The organism is Curtobacterium sp. ISL-83, from assembly GCF_018613895.1.
Taxonomy (GTDB): Bacteria; Actinomycetota; Actinomycetes; order Actinomycetales; family Microbacteriaceae; genus Curtobacterium.
On the sequence record NZ_JAGGPH010000002.1, the window covers coordinates 1 to 15095 of the forward strand.

General features: G+C 70.6%; 11 protein-coding genes. 6 read left to right on the top strand and 5 right to left on the bottom strand.

What is annotated here, in order from left to right:
- From J7E22_RS00280 to J7E22_RS00290, 3 genes are all read right to left on the bottom strand, one after another.
- A partial coding sequence (locus J7E22_RS00280; protein ID WP_285439807.1) for a biotin/lipoyl-containing protein occupies positions 1-446 on the bottom strand: 446 nt, incomplete at its 3' end.
- Between the two features lie 49 nt (positions 447-495).
- Positions 496-1869, bottom strand: a complete 1374-nt coding sequence (gene lpdA / locus J7E22_RS00285; protein ID WP_214977801.1) for a dihydrolipoyl dehydrogenase — start codon at positions 1867-1869, stop codon at positions 496-498.
- A gap of 154 nt (positions 1870-2023) precedes the next feature.
- Complete coding sequence (locus J7E22_RS00290; protein WP_214977803.1) at positions 2024-3505, bottom strand: leucyl aminopeptidase; 1482 nt, start codon at positions 3503-3505, stop codon at positions 2024-2026.
- Between the two features lie 76 nt (positions 3506-3581).
- Between J7E22_RS00290 and J7E22_RS00295 the strand changes: the two genes are divergently transcribed.
- The 5 genes from J7E22_RS00295 to J7E22_RS00315 all read left to right on the top strand — a co-directional run bounded on the left by J7E22_RS00295 (position 3582) and on the right by J7E22_RS00315 (position 9494).
- The gene (locus tag J7E22_RS00295; protein WP_214977805.1) at positions 3582-4514 is read left to right on the top strand and encodes a proteasome assembly chaperone family protein; all 933 of its coding nucleotides are present in this window, start codon (positions 3582-3584) and stop codon (positions 4512-4514) included.
- A gap of 160 nt (positions 4515-4674) precedes the next feature.
- On the top strand, positions 4675-6000 hold the full coding sequence (locus J7E22_RS00300; RefSeq protein WP_214977806.1) for a nitrate/nitrite transporter: 1326 nt from the start codon (positions 4675-4677) through the stop codon (positions 5998-6000).
- Between the two features lie 192 nt (positions 6001-6192).
- Entirely contained in the window at positions 6193-7458 is a 1266-nt protein-coding gene (locus tag J7E22_RS00305; protein ID WP_214977807.1) for an RNA polymerase sigma factor, read from the top strand.
- Positions 7459-7464: 6 nt separating this feature from the next.
- Positions 7465-8724: a MurT ligase domain-containing protein gene (locus tag J7E22_RS00310; protein ID WP_214977808.1), complete on the top strand. Its 1260-nt coding sequence runs from the start codon at positions 7465-7467 to the stop codon at positions 8722-8724.
- Positions 8721-9494, top strand: a complete 774-nt coding sequence (locus J7E22_RS00315; RefSeq protein WP_214977809.1) for a hypothetical protein — start codon at positions 8721-8723, stop codon at positions 9492-9494. Before J7E22_RS00310 ends, J7E22_RS00315 begins: the two co-directional genes overlap by 4 nt.
- Before the next feature lie 96 nt (positions 9495-9590).
- On the opposite strand, the gene J7E22_RS00320 is transcribed toward J7E22_RS00315, so the two are convergent.
- Positions 9591-9815: a hypothetical protein gene (locus tag J7E22_RS00320; protein ID WP_214977810.1), complete on the bottom strand. Its 225-nt coding sequence runs from the start codon at positions 9813-9815 to the stop codon at positions 9591-9593.
- A gap of 180 nt (positions 9816-9995) precedes the next feature.
- Here J7E22_RS00320 and J7E22_RS00325 point away from each other — a divergent pair, with 180 nt between their 5' ends.
- A complete protein-coding gene (locus tag J7E22_RS00325) occupies positions 9996-12122 on the top strand; it encodes a type IIA DNA topoisomerase subunit B (RefSeq protein WP_214977811.1) in 2127 nt (708 codons plus the stop codon).
- A gap of 463 nt (positions 12123-12585) precedes the next feature.
- Here the strand turns inward: J7E22_RS00325 and J7E22_RS00330 are convergent, their stop codons facing one another.
- Positions 12586-15072 carry a DNA topoisomerase (ATP-hydrolyzing) subunit A gene (locus J7E22_RS00330; RefSeq protein ID WP_214977813.1) on the bottom strand — a complete coding sequence of 829 codons (2487 nt, stop codon included), beginning with the start codon at positions 15070-15072 and terminating at the stop codon, positions 12586-12588.
- Positions 15073-15095: the final 23 nt, after the last annotated feature.

The following is a 15095-nucleotide window of genomic DNA, read 5'->3' on the forward strand; positions in this document are numbered from 1 at the left end:
GCCTGCGGCACCGGCGGGGCGGCGGGCGGTGCCGCCGGGGCCTGCGGGGCTGCGGGCTGCGTCTGGCCGGCGGGCGTGGGGTCGGGCTGGACGGGCTCCGGGGCGGGAGCCTCGGACTCCTGCTCGGTGCTCGGGGCGGCCTCGGGCTCGCTCTGCTCGGCCGCTGCAGCGTTCGCGGAGTCGTCGGAACCCTGGTCGGACGAACCGGCGCCGTCCCCGATCTTCACGAGGGCGGTCCCGACCTCGACGGTCTCGTCCTCCTGGACGAGGATCTCCTCGACCACGCCGGCGATCGGCGACGGGATCTCGGTGTCGACCTTGTCGGTCGAGACCTCGAGCAGCGGCTCGTCGACCTCGACGCGGTCACCGACGTTCTTCAGCCATCGGGTGACCGTGCCCTCGGTGACGCTCTCGCCGAGCGCCGGGAGGTTGACGGATTCGCTCATCGGGTGGACTCCTCTTCGCGGGGAATTGCGGTGTTGGTGGTTGTCATGGTCACAGCGCGTGCAGCGGCTTGCCCGCGAGGTGCAGGAAGGCCTCGCCGAGGGCTTCGTTCTGGGTGGGGTGCGCGTGGACCAGGGGCGCGACGTCCTCCGGGTGCGCTTCCCAGTTCACCGCGAGCTGCGCTTCACCGATGAGCTCGCCGACGCGGGCGCCGATCATGCTGACGCCGACGACCGGGCCGTCGATCACGCGGACGACCTTGACCGAACCCGACGTGCCGATGATGTGGCTGCGGCCGTTGCCGGCGAGGTTGTACTCGTACGAGTCGACCTTGTCGGCGCCGTACTCGGCTTCGGCCTTGGCCTGCGAGAGGCCCACCGACGCGACCTCGGGGTCGCTGTAGGTGACCTTCGGGATATTCTTGTCCTCGATGACGACGGGGTGCAGACCCGCGATCTCCTCGGCGACGAAGATGCCCTGCTGGAAGCCGCGGTGGGCGAGCTGCAGCCCCGGCACGATGTCGCCGACGGCGTACACGTTCGGGATGTTCGTGGCGAGGCGCTCGTTCGTGATGACGTAGCCACGGTCCATCGTGACGCCGACCTCGTCGTAGCCGACGTTCTGGGTGACGGGGCCACGCCCGACGGCGACCAGCAGGACGTCACCGTCGAAGGTCTTGCCGTCCTCCAGCGTGACGACGACGCCGTTCTCGTGCTGCTCGACGCCCTGGAACCGCACACCGAGCGAGAACTCGATGCCGCGCTTCCGGAACGCACGCTCGAGCTGCTTGGACATCGACTCGTCTTCGGCCGGGATGAGGTGCGGCAGCGCCTCGACGATGGTGACCTCGGCGCCGAAGGACTTCCAGACGCTCGCGAACTCGACGCCGATGACGCCGCCGCCGAGGATGACGACCTTGTTCGGGACGTAGTCCATGCGGAGCGCGGTCTCGGAGGAGATCACACGGCCGCCGAGCTCGAGCCCGGGCAGCGACTTCGAGTAGGAGCCGGTCGCGAGGACGACGTTCTTGCCGGTGACGGTCTGGTCGCCGACCTGCACCGTGTTCGGCGAGGTCAGACGGCCCCAGCCGGTGACGACCGTGATGCCGCGGGCCTTGATCAGGCCCTGCAGGCCCTTGTACTTGGACGTGATGACGCCCTGCTGGTACTCGATCACCTTCGGGACGTCGACGCCGGCGAACTCGGCGACGACGCCGTACTTCTCGGCGTCGCGGGTGGCGTCGGCCACCTCGGCGGCGTGGAGCAACGCCTTGGTCGGGATGCACCCGCGGTGCAGGCACGTCCCTCCGAGCTTGTCGCCCTCGATGAGCGCGACGCTCATGCCGAGCTCGGCGGCTCGCAGCGCTGCGGCGTACCCGCCACTGCCGCCACCGAGGACCACGACGTCGTAAGTCTGTTCCGTCACCTGGTGCAACTCCCTCGTGCGTGTCGGGCCGATCGGGCCCTCCTGGACACCGCGCGAGCGGCGTCCGACGGTCGGACCGCATGGTTCCGGTCCCGTCCCGTGCAGTACCGGTGGGAGGCGCGGCGACGCGCCCGTCCCACCGACACCCAACCTACTACCTGGACTGCAGCTCTTCTGCGAGTGCGACGAGTGTCCGCACCATGACCCCGGTCGCGCCCTTGCCGAGCCACCCGTACCCGCCGCCCTTGTTCTCGGACGGCCCGGCGATGTCGAGGTGCGCCCAGGGGACGCCCTCGCCGACGAAGCGCTCGAGGAACTTACCGGCGAGCAGCATGCCGCCGGCCGGGTTGCCGACGGTGGCGTTCACCATGTCGGCGACCTCACTGGCGAGCCGGGCGTCGAGCTCCTCCGGGAGCGGCATCGGCCAGACCGGCTCCGCGACCGACTCGGCCACCGCCCGGACCCGGGCGACGAGGTCGTCGCTGCCCATCAGGCCGGACGTCCGGTCGCCGAGCGCGACGACCTGCGCGCCGGTGAGCGTGGCGACGTCGACGAGCGCGTCGGGGTGTTCGAGCGACGCGGCGGCCATGCCGTCACCGAGGACGAGTCGACCCTCGGCGTCGGTGTTCGTCACCTCGACGGTCTTGCCGTTCTTGAGCGTCAGGACGTCGCCGGGGCGGATCGCCGAGCCGGACGGCATGTTCTCCGCCAGGCACAGCCACGCCGTGACCGCGACGTCCAGCCCGAGCCGTGCCGCTGCGACGGTGGCCGCGAGGACGGTGGCCGCTCCGGTCATGTCGGTCTTCATCCCGAGCATGCCGGCTGCGGGCTTCAAGGACAGGCCGCCGGAGTCGAACGTGATGCCCTTCCCGACGAGGGCGAGGTGCTTGGTGGCGGACTCCGGCGCGTACCGGACGACGACGAGTCGCGGCGGGCGGACCGATCCGCGCCCGACGCCGAGGATGCCGCCGAACCCCTGCTCGGCGAGCGCCGTCTCGTCGAGGACCTCGACCGTCAGCGGGAGCCCGTCCGCGACGGACGTCGCGACGTCGGCCACGTCAGCCGGACCGAGGTCGCCGGCCGCGGTGTTGACGAGGTCGCGGACGAGCGCGACGGCGTCGGCGATCACGGCCGGCCGGACCGTGGCATCGGCAGCCGTGTCCTCGGGGGCGACGACCTCGATGCGCTGGTCGCCCCGCGTCGGACCGGTCGTGCCGGCCCCCTTGTGCCGGGTGAACGCGTAGGCGCCGAGCGCCGCGCCCTCGAGTACGGCCTCGACCTCGGCGGCCGACGTGGTCGGCAGCGCGAGCGCGATCGAGGCGACCTGGGGGAGCTGCCGGACGGCGCTCCCGGCCGCCGACCGGAGCGCAGCCGCCCCGGTGGTGCTGCCGAGGCCGACGAGGGCGATCGAGGCCGCGGCCACGTCGGTGCCCGGCAGGCGGACGAGCTGGTCCTTCGCGCCCGTGACGCCGATGGCCGCGAGGTCCAGACCGGCGAGGGCGTCGACCGCGCCGGCCGCGCTGGACTCCACGGCGGCGGGTGCGCCGTCTGCGCCGGGCCGTACCCCCACGACGAGGACGTCGGCGTCGATGGTGGCGGGGGAGGAACTGGTGGTGTGCAGCGTCGGTCGGACCATGCCGACCACCCTAGCCAGGGGCTGTTCGCTGTCGGCGTGGCCAGCGCGCACGGGGGACGGGAACGGCCCGCCTAGCATGGGAACGGTGAACCACCCCGAGGACCTCTACACGTTCGACGGCGACGCGCCGACCGTCCCGGCGGGCCTGCACCTCATCGCCGGTCTGACCGGTTTCGCGGACGCCGGTTCCGCCGTCGCGCAGGTGACCACCGCGGTGCTCGGTTCCCTCGAGACGCAGCTGGTCGCGGAGTTCGACCCCGACGTGCTGCTCGACTGGCGCGCACGGCGTCCGGTGATCACCTTCGAACACGACCACATCACCGCCGTCGAGTCCCCGCGGCTCGCGCTCCACCTGGTGCGTGACGAGCTCGGCCAGCCGTTCCTCTTCCTGTCCGGGTACGAGCCGGACTTCCAGTGGAACCGGTTCGTGCGCGCCGTCACCGACCTCGCCGCCGAGCTGCAGGTCGCCGACACCACCTGGATCCAGTCGATCCCGATGCCCGTGCCGCACACGCGGCCGATCAGCCTGACCGTGTCGGGCACGCGCGCCGACCTCGTCGAACAGATGAGCGTGTGGAAGCCGGAGACGCAGGCGCCCGCGAACGTCCTGCACCTGGTGGAGCACCGGCTCTCCGAGCTGGGCGAGCAGGTCACGGGCCTCGTCCTGCTCGTCCCGCACTACCTCTCGGACACGGAGTTCCCGGACACGGCGGTGGCGGCGCTCTCGGGCATCTCCGCCGCGACCGGTCTGATCTTCCCGACCGATGCGCTCCGCGAGGAGGGCCGGGAGTTCCGTGCCCGTGTCGACGAGCAGGTCGCGGGCAACCAGGAACTGCAGCGGCTGGTGTCCGTGCTCGAGGAGCGCCACGACACCTACATGGAGGGCAACCCGATCGCCTCGCCGCTCACGGGCGTCGACGGGCAGGTCCCCACGGCGGACTCGATCGCCGCGGAGCTCGAGCGGTTCCTGGCGGACCGCCGGTCCGACGGGGACCCGAGCGCGGACTGACCCGCTCCAGCTCGACCCACCGCCGGAGCGCGACGTGCGCCGCGGGCGCGGGTGGCGCCTCCAGGCCGGTCGGACGGGAGGCGCTCCACAGGTGACGCGCGCTCGTCGCGTCGTCCACAGGCCGGGTCGGCGACCACGCGAGCGCCGGTAGCCTGTCGGGGTGAACTCCCGGCGTGCCTTCATCGTGTGGGGCGTCGCGGTCCTGGCCTACGTGCTGGCGGTCGTGCAACGCTCGTCGCTCGGCGTGTCCGGTGTCGACGCCCAGGACCGCTTCGCGGTCTCGGCCGCGGTCCTCTCGACCCTCGCCGTGGTGCAGATCGCGGTCTACGCGGGCCTGCAGATCCCGGTCGGGATCGCGCTCGACCGCGTGGGCCCACGCCGTCTGGTGCTGCTCGGTGCCGCGCTGCTCGTCGTCGGCCAGGCGATCGTGGCGGTGTCGCCCTCCATCGGCCCGGCGATCGCCGGTCGGGTGCTCGTCGGCGCCGGTGACGCGATGACGTTCATCTCGGTCATCCGGCTCGTCCCGATGTGGTTCAGCGGGCGGATCCTGCCGCAGATCTCGCAGTGGACCGGCAACCTCGGGCAGATTGGGCAGATTCTGTCGGCGTTCCCGTTCGCGGTGCTGCTGCACACGGCGGGGTGGACACCCGCGTTCTCGGTCGCGGCCGCCGCCAGTGCCGTCGGGCTCGTCCTGGCCGTGGTGTTCGTACGGAACGGGCCCGTCCCGGTCCGGACCGACACCATCCCGCTCCCGCTGCCCCACTCGTGGCGCGGTGCGTTCCACACCTTCGGGCACGCACTCCGGCGCCCGGGGACGCAGCTCGGCTTCTGGTCGCACTACGTGACGCAGTCCTCGGGCACGGTGTTCTCGCTGCTCTGGGGCGTGCCGATGCTCCGCGGGCTCGGGTACACGTCCTCCGAGGCCGCGGGCTTCCTGACGGTGATCGTGGTCGTCGGGTTCGTGGCGGGGCCGATGCTCGGCGTGCTGTGCGCCCGGTTCCCGATGCGTCGGTCGAACCTGGTGCTCGGGATCGTCGCGGCGCTGGCGCTCGTGTGGACCGCCGTGCTGCTCTGGCCGGGTCACCCGCCGACCTGGCTGCTGGTGCTCCTCGTCGTCGTGATGGGCATCGGCGGACCCGGGTCCCTCATCGGGTTCGACTTCGCGCGCACCTTCAACCCGGTCGGCTCGCTCGGTTCGGCGAACGGCGTGGTGAACGTCGGGGGCTTCCTCGCCGCCTTCGTGATGATGTTCCTGATCGGCACGCTGCTCGACGCGACCGCACGGGCATCCGGCACGACGGTGTTCGCCTGGCAGAACTTCCGCATCGCGCTGACCGTGCAGTACGTGGTGGTCGGGTTCGGAGTGGTGATGCTGCTCCAGGCCCGCCGACGGACACGCCGGGCGATGCGGGTCGAGGACGGAATACGGGTGGCCCCACTCTGGGTTGCACTCGTTGCGCGCCTGCGGAAGCAGAGCGTGCAATAATGAGGTCGGACCCGGTCGGGATCCCCTTGTCTCGGAACGCTCGTGAGCGCCTGAAGACGCGGGGGACTTGACATGGGTCCTAGTGCTGCCCGGAACAGTCGGACCTGATGACGCGGATGACCGCGGCGCAGGCCCTGGGCGGCGAGGGAGGCCACGACCCCAGGAACGTGGCACGACGAGAGAGGTGATCGCATGGCTGCCCGGAGCACGACGATCGATCCCACGAAGGACACCGAGCCCGAGGGCACCACGGCTGAGGCCGCGGAGACCGAGGGGACCGCCGCGCCGAAGAAGCGCGCCACCAAGACCACGGCGGCCAAGAAGGCCGCGCCGAAGAAGGCCGCCCCGAAGACCAAGAAGACGGCGTCCAGCGACGACGACGAGATCGCCGACGAGACGCCCGAGGTCGAGGCCACCGACGACGACGACACCGAGACGACGAGCACGAGCACCGTCCCTGACGCCGCTGCTGCGGTCGCCGCCGGAGCCCTCGTCATCTCCCAGTCCGACGACGACGAAGCGCCGGTGTACTCGACGACCATCACCGGTGCGACCGCCGACCCGGTGAAGGACTACCTGAAGCAGATCGGCAAGGTCGCGCTCCTCAACGCCGAGCAGGAGGTCGAGCTCGCCATGCGGATCGAGGCCGGCCTGTTCGCCGAGGACAAGCTGCAGCACTCCACCGGGCTGTCCAAGCCCGAGGAGCGCGAGCTGCGCTGGGTCGCTCGTGACGGGCAGCGTGCGAAGTCGCACCTGCTCGGCGCGAACCTCCGCCTGGTCGTCTCGCTGGCCAAGCGCTACACCGGTCGCGGCATGCAGTTCCTCGACCTCATCCAGGAAGGCAACCTGGGCCTGATCCGTGCGGTCGAGAAGTTCGACTACACCAAGGGCTTCAAGTTCTCGACGTACGCCACCTGGTGGATCCGTCAGGCGATCACCCGTGCCATGGCCGACCAGGCGCGGACGATCCGCATCCCGGTCCACATGGTCGAGGTCATCAACAAGCTGGCGCGTGTCCAGCGGCAGATGCTGCAGGACCTCGGTCGCGAGCCCACCCCGGAAGAGCTCGCCCGCGAGCTCGACATGACCCCGGAGAAGGTCGTCGAGGTCCAGAAGTACGGCCGCGAGCCGATCTCGCTGCACACGCCCCTCGGTGAGGACGGCGACTCCGAGTTCGGTGACCTCATCGAGGACACCGAGGCGGTCGTGCCGGCCGACGCCGTGGGCTTCACGATGCTGCAGAAGCAGCTCGAGAGCCTGCTCGACTCCCTGTCCGAGCGCGAGGCGGGAGTGATCCGCATGCGCTTCGGCCTCGGTGACGGTCAGCCGAAGACCCTCGACCAGATCGGCGACACGTTCGGCGTGACGCGTGAGCGCATCCGTCAGATCGAGTCCAAGACGATGGCGAAGCTCCGCCACCCGTCGCGATCGCAGTCGCTGCGCGACTACCTCGAGTAAGCCGGCATGCGTTTCCTGATCCCGATCCTGGTCGGGCGGATCCTCCGCGCCCTCGCCCGTGCGCGGGGCGGCGGGTCCGCCTACCCGGGCTACATCGTCCTGAAGCTCGTGCCGGACTTCCTGCAGCACGTGACGAAGCAGTTCCCGAACGGCGTCGTCTTCGTCCTGGGGTCGAACGGCAAGTCGACGACCACGCACATGATCTCGGACATCGTCCGGGCGCACGGGCTCCGGGTCTTCACGAACCCGTCCGGGGCGAACCTGCCGCAGGGCATCGCGTCGGCGCTGCTGTCCGAGGTCTCCCTCACCGGGCGGCTCAAGGCGGACATCGGCATCCTCGAGGTCGACGAGGCCTTCGCGGTCGAGCTCGCCGGCATCCTGTCGCCCTCCACGGTGACGATGCTGAACGTCCAGGTGGACCAGCTGTACCGGTTCTTCGAGACCGAGCGCGTCGCGACGATGATGCTCGACACCGCCGCGCTGTCCACGGCGAACGTCATCACGAACCACGACGACCACTTCCTCGACGCCTACCAGGGTGTCGACGGGCAGCGGGTGCTGCGCTTCGGTGCCAGCGCCGAGGTGGTGGCCGCCGCGCCGAACGGCCTGCAGAACGCGGACTCGTTCGAGGCGGGCGACCGTCCGACGACCGTGGCCGACGCCGAGGTCGTGACGCACACCGGCGACGGTGCGACGATCCGCTTCGACGGCGTCGACATCCCGGTGCGTCTGCCGGCCCGCGGCCTCCACTACGCGGTGGACGCCGCTGCGGCGACCGCCACGGCGAGTGTTGCGCTCGGTCCGCAGTTCCGTGCCGAGGCCGTGACGAAGGCCTTCGGCACCATGAAGCCGGCGTACGGCCGTGGTGAGCGGCTGCCCATCGCAGGCGAGTCGGCCGAGTTCACGATGTTCAAGAACGCCGCGAGCCTGCAGCTGAACCTCGACGCACTGCCAGACCACCCCGAACAGGTGCTCATGGCGATCGACGAGGGCACGCCGGACATCTCGTGGATCTACGACATCGACTTCTCGAAGCTCGACCACGTAGACGTCGTCTCCGGCGACAAGGCGTGGCAGATCGCCGTCGCACTCGAACACGCCGGGGTGCGCATCGGCAAGGTCGACCCCGACGTCGAGTCCGCGATCAAGCACATGGAGCAGCTGGGGGCCACCACCACCGGCACCAAGAACTTCATCGTCAACTACGAGATCATGATGATCGCCCGGAAGGCCCTCGGCCACCCGGACATGGAGAAGACCGCATGACGGCCGACCGGTTGACCATCCTGCACGTCTACCCGCGGCAGATGGGGGTCTCGGGGGACCGCGGCAACGTCGCAGCCCTCGTCCGCCGGGCTGCGGCCGCCGACCTCGCGACCGAGGTGCTCGAGTACGCACCCGGCGACCCGTTGCCGGCCTCGGCCGACGTCGTGGTCATCGGCAACGGCCCGCTCAGCGCGATGCGGTCGTTGGCCACGGACATCACGCGGATCGGTGCCCCCCTGCGGGACTTCGCAGTCGCCGGCGTGCCGGTCGTCGCGGTCGGCGGTGGGTTCGACCTCGCGACGAACGAAGTTGTCCCGACCGACGGTCCGCCCGTCGCCGGGTTCGGCGTGTTCGACGCCCGCGCGGTCCGCGGTGCTGAGCGTCGCGTGAACTACTTCGTGCTCGACACGCGGTACCCGCTGCTGCCGGGAGCACCCACTCGGCTCGCCGGCTTCGAGGACCACGCGACGAGCATCGAGCTCGCCCCGGGTGTCGAGCCCTTCGCCGATGTGGTGTCGGGAGGTGGCAACCAGGCCGGGGCACCGGTCGAGGGGGCGATCGCCGGTGCCTCGTTCGGCACGCACACGCAGGGACCGCTCCTGCCGCTCAACCCGCAGCTGACGGACGGAGTGCTCGCCGCAGCGGCTGCCCGTCGGGGCCGCGACTACGCTCCCGACGCCGCCCGGACCGAGACGATCGACCGGTACGCGCGCGAAGCGCGCGCCACGATCGACCGGTACGTCGACAAGGCGTTCAAGCGGATCGCCTGATCCGGACGAGACCAAACACGAAACGGGAGGCGCGGTGCCAGCTGGCACCGCGCCTCCCGTTTCGAACTGTGCTGTTTGTTCTTGTTGCTCGGAGCGCTACTTGGACTCGTAGAGTCGGCTGCTCTCGTCGTGCCACTCGATCGCGGTCGCGGCGAGCTTCTCCTTGAACTCCGCACCGTGGTGTGCGCAGAAGAAGAGTTCGCCGCTCGCCATGGTGGCTCGGATGTACGCCTGCGCTCCGCAGCTGTCGCAGCGGTCAGCAGCGGTGAGCTGGTTGCTGCCGAATTGGTCGATGGAGAGGTCCTGCACGGTCTGGGTCATTGCTGTGCTCCTCACGGATCGCAGGGTACCGGGGGTCGGTTCCCCTATTTCAACACGTGATGGCTGGGAGCACCGCATTGTGGAGGGCCGGTTTCGCTGAGCGCGGAGCGGTTGTCCCCAGTCCGAGGCGCGCCGGTTGCCGGGGCCGGGACTGTCGGTCCGGATCGTTACGATCGGGAGGTGAGCTCCGACTACTCCGCACGCCATCTCTCCGTCCTCGAAGGGCTGGAGGCGGTCCGGAAGCGACCGGGCATGTACATCGGGTCGACGGACTCCCGCGGACTCATGCACTGCCTGTGGGAGATCATCGACAACTCGGTGGACGAAGCCCTCGCCGGGCACGGGGACGAGATCGGCGTCGTGTTGCACGCCGACGGCTCGGTCGAGGTCCGCGACACCGCTCGGGGCATCCCCGTGGACGTCGAGCCGAAGACCGGCCTGACCGGGGTCGAGGTGGTGTTCACGAAGCTGCACGCCGGTGGGAAGTTCGGTTCGGGGTCGTACGCGGCCTCCGGCGGTCTGCACGGTGTGGGCGCGTCCGTGGTGAACGCGCTGTCCGAGCGTCTCGACGTCGAGGTCGACCGTGGCGGCAAGACCTACGCGATGTCCTTCCACCGTGGTGAGCCGGGCACCTTCGACGACGCGAAGGGCATCGGTCCGGACGCGCCGTTCGCTCCGTTCACGTCGGGCAGCGAGCTCCGGGTCGTCGGGAAGGTCAATAAGGGCGTCACCGGCTCCCGGATCCGCTACTGGGCCGACCGGCAGATCTTCACCGCAGACGCCCGGTTCAGCACGGACGACCTGGTCACCCGGGCCCGACAGACGGCGTTCCTCGTGCCGGGGCTCGGCATCACCATCACCGACGCACGGCCGACCGCGATGGAGGCCGCGGCGGCTCGGGCTGCAGCGACCGGCACGGCCGTGGCCACCGGACCGGTGGTCGAGCGCTTCCGGTACGAGGGCGGGATCGCGGAGTTCGCCGAGCACCTGGCCGTCGACGCCGCGGTCACCGACGTGTGGCGTATCCAGGGCACCGGCACCTTCACCGAGACCGTGCCGATGCTCGACGACAAGGGACACATGGTCTCGACGTCGGTCGACCGGACGTGCGAGGTCGACCTCGCCCTGCGATGGGGCACCGGGTTCGAGACGATGTTCCGCAGCTTCGTGAACATCATCGCGACGCCCAAGGGCGGCACGCACCAGGCCGGGTTCGAGAGCGGGCTCGTGAAGGCCGTCCGCGCCCAGGTCGACGCGAACGCCCGCAAGCTGAAGGTCGGGCAGGACAAGCTCGAGAAGGACGACGTGCTCGCCGGGCTCACCGCCGTGTTGACCGTCCGCCTGCCCGAACCGCAATTCGAGGGGCAGACGAAGGAGATCCTGGGCACGCCCGCCGTCCGGAAGATCGTCGACCAGGTCGTGTCGACCAAGCTGACCGAGATCCTGACGTCGTCGCAGCGCACGGAGAAGGCGCAGGCCGCGACCCTGCTCGAGAAGGTCGTCGCCGAGATGAAGACCCGCATCTCCGCACGGGCGCACAAGGAGACCCAGCGCCGGAAGAACGCGCTCGAGAACTCCTCGCTCCCGACGAAGCTCGCCGACTGCCGGTCCCACGAGACCGAGGGCACGGAGCTGTTCATCGTCGAGGGCGATTCCGCGCTCGGGACGGCGAAGCTCGCTCGGAACAGCGAGTACCAGGCACTGCTGCCCATCCGCGGCAAGATCCTCAACGTGCAGAAGGCGTCCGTGTCGGACATGCTCTCCAACGCCGAGTGCGCGTCGATCATCCAGGTCATCGGCGCCGGCTCTGGTCGCACGTTCGACCTCGACCAGGCCCGCTACGGGAAGATCATCATCATGTCGGACGCCGACGTCGACGGCGCGCACATCCGCACGCTGCTGCTGACGCTGTTCTTCCGGTACATGCGGCCGATGATCGAGCAGGGGCGCGTGTTCGCCGCGGTGCCGCCGCTCCACCGGGTCGTGGTCATCAACCGGGGCAAGCCCAACGACACGCTGTACACGTACTCGGAGCAGGAGCTCCAGACGGTGTTGAAGAAGCTCGAGAAGTCGGGCAAGAAGTACCAGGAGCCGATCCAGCGGTACAAGGGCCTGGGCGAGATGGACGCCGACCAGTTGGCGGAGACCACGATGGACCGCACGCACCGGACGCTCCGGCGGGTGCAGGTGCCGGATGCCGAGAGTGCTGCGAAGGTGTTCGAGCTGCTGATGGGCAACGACGTTGCGCCGCGCAAGGAGTTCATCCTGGCGGGCGAGGGGCTCGACCGGGACCGTATCGACGCGTAGGCGCGCGCGGGCCGTGCGCGGCGGCCGCGTCCGCGCGGGACGGCGGCGTCTCCGGACGACGGCGGCGTCCGCGGGGGACGGCGGAGTCAGGGCGGGACGCGGCCGTCGACGTGAGACGGGGGCGTCATCGTGAGGCACCGCCTCCAGGTCGAGACGGGCCCGTATTCGGCGGCGTCTCGCACGGAACGCCGTGTGCCGGCGCGGCAAGGGTGTCCGAGCGGGACGCGTCCGTCTGCGTGAGACGGAGGCGTCACCGTGAGACGCCGCTTCCCCATCGAGACGAGGCCGGATTCGGCGGCGTCTCGGCGGAGGGACGGTGTCTCGGTGGGACGCGCGCGTTTCGGCACCGCGCGGCGCCGCCAACGGGCGAGCCAATTCCGGGCCGGCCTGACCCGACCCGACTGGGCGCGGCCCCGCCGCCGCGCCGCGCCGCGTCGACCCGACGCGCCCCAGCGCCCGCGCCCTACGCCTCGCCCGCGGTCCCGTCCAGCGCCGCGGCGCTGCCGCCGATCGTCCCGATCACGGCCTCGAGCGGACTGCCCGACCCGTCACGCTTCGACAACCAGTCCGGCAGCGTCCGTGCGGCACCATCGGTCCCGACGGCGTGCGGGGGAGCGATGCCCGCCCACGCGACCGTCAGCCCGTCCTCGCCCTTCAGGAACGCGTGCGCCCGCACACCCTGCGTCGCCCGGCCCTTCGCCGGGAACTCCGCGAGCGACGACACCTTCGCGCGGCCCGTGTCCGTGCCCGGCAGCGCCGAGGACGCCGTCGACACCGTGGCGACCACGGCATCGTCCGAGCGGGGAACGGAGCCGAACCAGATCACGGACGCGCCCGGTGCGAGCGCCACTCCGGCGACGCCGCCAGCAGCGAGTCCCTGCGGGCGGACGCCCTCCGCCGGGAACCGCAGCAACTGGGCGTTCGACGTGATGAACACGAGGTCGTCGGTGGCGGGTGCCTGCGTCGCTCCGATCACCTGGTCGCCGGGCTTCAGTGTGATCGCAGGTGCCTCGGGCTTGTCCGGCCAGCCTCCTGGGACGACGCGCTTGACCACGCCCGACCGGGTCCCGATCGCCAGCGAGTCCTCGGCGCCCGGAGACATGTCGACGAGCGCCACGACGGTCTCGGTCTTCGGGGTCCCCAGGTACTCGGCAACCCGGACGCCGGCATCGAGCCGGACGGCGGCGGGCGGCACGGACGGGACGTCGACCGGCGAGAACCGGAGGACCCGGCCGGTCGAGGTCAGCGCACCGACCTGGCCGCGGACGGTGGTGACCACGGTCGAGCGGACGGCGTCGTGCTTCGATCGCTTCGGGACGCGGACGATGCCGGTCTCGGACTCGGGGATGTCGACGCGGACGAGTCGGCCCGTGGTGGAGAGCAGCACCCGGCACGGGGAGTCCGCGATCTGCAGCGACTCCGGGTCGACCGCGGCCTTGCGACCACCGCGGACCGGTGCATCCGCCTCGGTCAGGAGCGTGCGCCGCGGGGTGGCGAAGCGGTCGGACACCTCCGCGAGCTCGGTCGACACCTGCGCGCGCAGGCGATCGTCGGAGGAGAGCAGCTCCTCGAGCGCGGCGATGTCGGCGAGGAGCTGGTCGCGCTCGCCCTCGAGCTCCATGCGCGAGAACTTGGTGAGTCGACGCAGGCGGAGTTCGAGGATGTACTCGGCCTGCACCTCGGAGAGGTCGAACACGTCGCGCAGTCGGGCGCGAGCGGCCTCGGAGTCGTCGGACGTCCGGATGACCTGGATGACCTCGTCGATGTCCAGGATCGCGACGAGCAGCCCCTCGACCAGGTGCAGTCGCTCACGGCGTCGGGCCAGGCGGTACTCGGAACGGCGGGTCACCACGGACAGACGGTGCCGCACGTAGACGTCGAGCAGCTCGCGCAGCCCCAGCGTCCGTGGCGATCCGTCGACGAGGGCGACGTTGTTGATGCCGAAGCCGTCCTCGAGCGGGGTGTGCTTGTACAGCAGCTCGAGGACCGCGGTCGGGTTGAACCCGCTCTTGATCTCGATGACGAGCCGGAGGCCGTGGGTCCGGTCGGTCAGGTCCTTCACGTCCGAGATGCCGACGAGCTTCTTGGACTGGACGCCGTCCTTGATCTTCTCGATCATGCGCTCGGGACCGACCAGGTACGGCAGTTCCGTGACGACGAGCCCCATCTTGCGGGGGGTGAGGTTCTCGACGCTCACCTTCGCCCGGGTGCGGAACGAGCCGCGCCCGGTGGCGTAGGCGTCGCGCACGCCCGAGAGCCCCACGATCGTGCCGCCGGACGGCAGGTCGGGGCCGGGCACGAACTCCATGAGGTCGTCGAGCGTGGCGTCGGGGTGGGCGAGGAGGTGCCGAGCGGCCTCCACGACCTCGCCGAGGTTGTGCGGCGCCATGTTGGTCGCCATGCCCACCGCGATCCCCGACGCGCCGTTGACGAGCAGGTTCGGGAACGCGGCCGGCAGGACGCTCGGCTGCATGATCTGGTTGTCGTAGTTCGGGACGAAGTCGACGACGTCCTCGCCGAGGTTCTCCGTCATCGCCATCGACGGTTCGGCCAGCCGGGCCTCGGTGTAGCGGGCGGCAGCCGGCCCGTCGTCGAGCGATCCGAAGTTGCCGTGGCCGTCGACCAGCGGGACCCGCATGGTGAACGGCTGCGCCATCCGGACCAGGGCGTCGTAGATCGCGCCGTCACCGTGCGGGTGCAGCTTGCCCATGACCTCGCCGGTGACGCGGGCGCTCTTGACGTGCCCACGATCCGGCCGCAGCCCCATCTCGGCCATCTGGTACAGGATGCGACGCTGCACCGGCTTCAGGCCGTCACGGGCGTCGGGCAGCGCCCGGGAGTAGATGACGGAGTACGCGTACTCGAGGAAGGAACCCTGCATCTCCTCGGAGACGTCGACGTCCTCGATGCGCTCACCGTCGGGCAGGCCGACTGCTTCCGTGCGTGCCATGGCACCTTTCTGGGACACTGGGC

Excerpts from the sequence above, each read along its gene's own strand:
- J7E22_RS00305 (WP_214977807.1), top strand. The coding sequence starts at position 6,193 with ATGGCTGCCCGGAGCACGACGATCGATCCCACGAAGGACACCGAGCCC.
- J7E22_RS00330 (WP_214977813.1), bottom strand. The coding sequence starts at position 15,072 with ATGGCACGCACGGAAGCAGTCGGCCTGCCCGACGGTGAGCGCATCGAG.
- J7E22_RS00310 (WP_214977808.1), top strand. The coding sequence starts at position 7,465 with ATGCGTTTCCTGATCCCGATCCTGGTCGGGCGGATCCTCCGCGCCCTC.
- J7E22_RS00290 (WP_214977803.1), bottom strand. The coding sequence starts at position 3,505 with ATGGTCCGACCGACGCTGCACACCACCAGTTCCTCCCCCGCCACCATC.
- J7E22_RS00295 (WP_214977805.1), top strand. The coding sequence starts at position 3,582 with ATGGGAACGGTGAACCACCCCGAGGACCTCTACACGTTCGACGGCGAC.
- J7E22_RS00320 (WP_214977810.1), bottom strand. The coding sequence starts at position 9,815 with ATGACCCAGACCGTGCAGGACCTCTCCATCGACCAATTCGGCAGCAAC.
- J7E22_RS00315 (WP_214977809.1), top strand. The coding sequence starts at position 8,721 with ATGACGGCCGACCGGTTGACCATCCTGCACGTCTACCCGCGGCAGATG.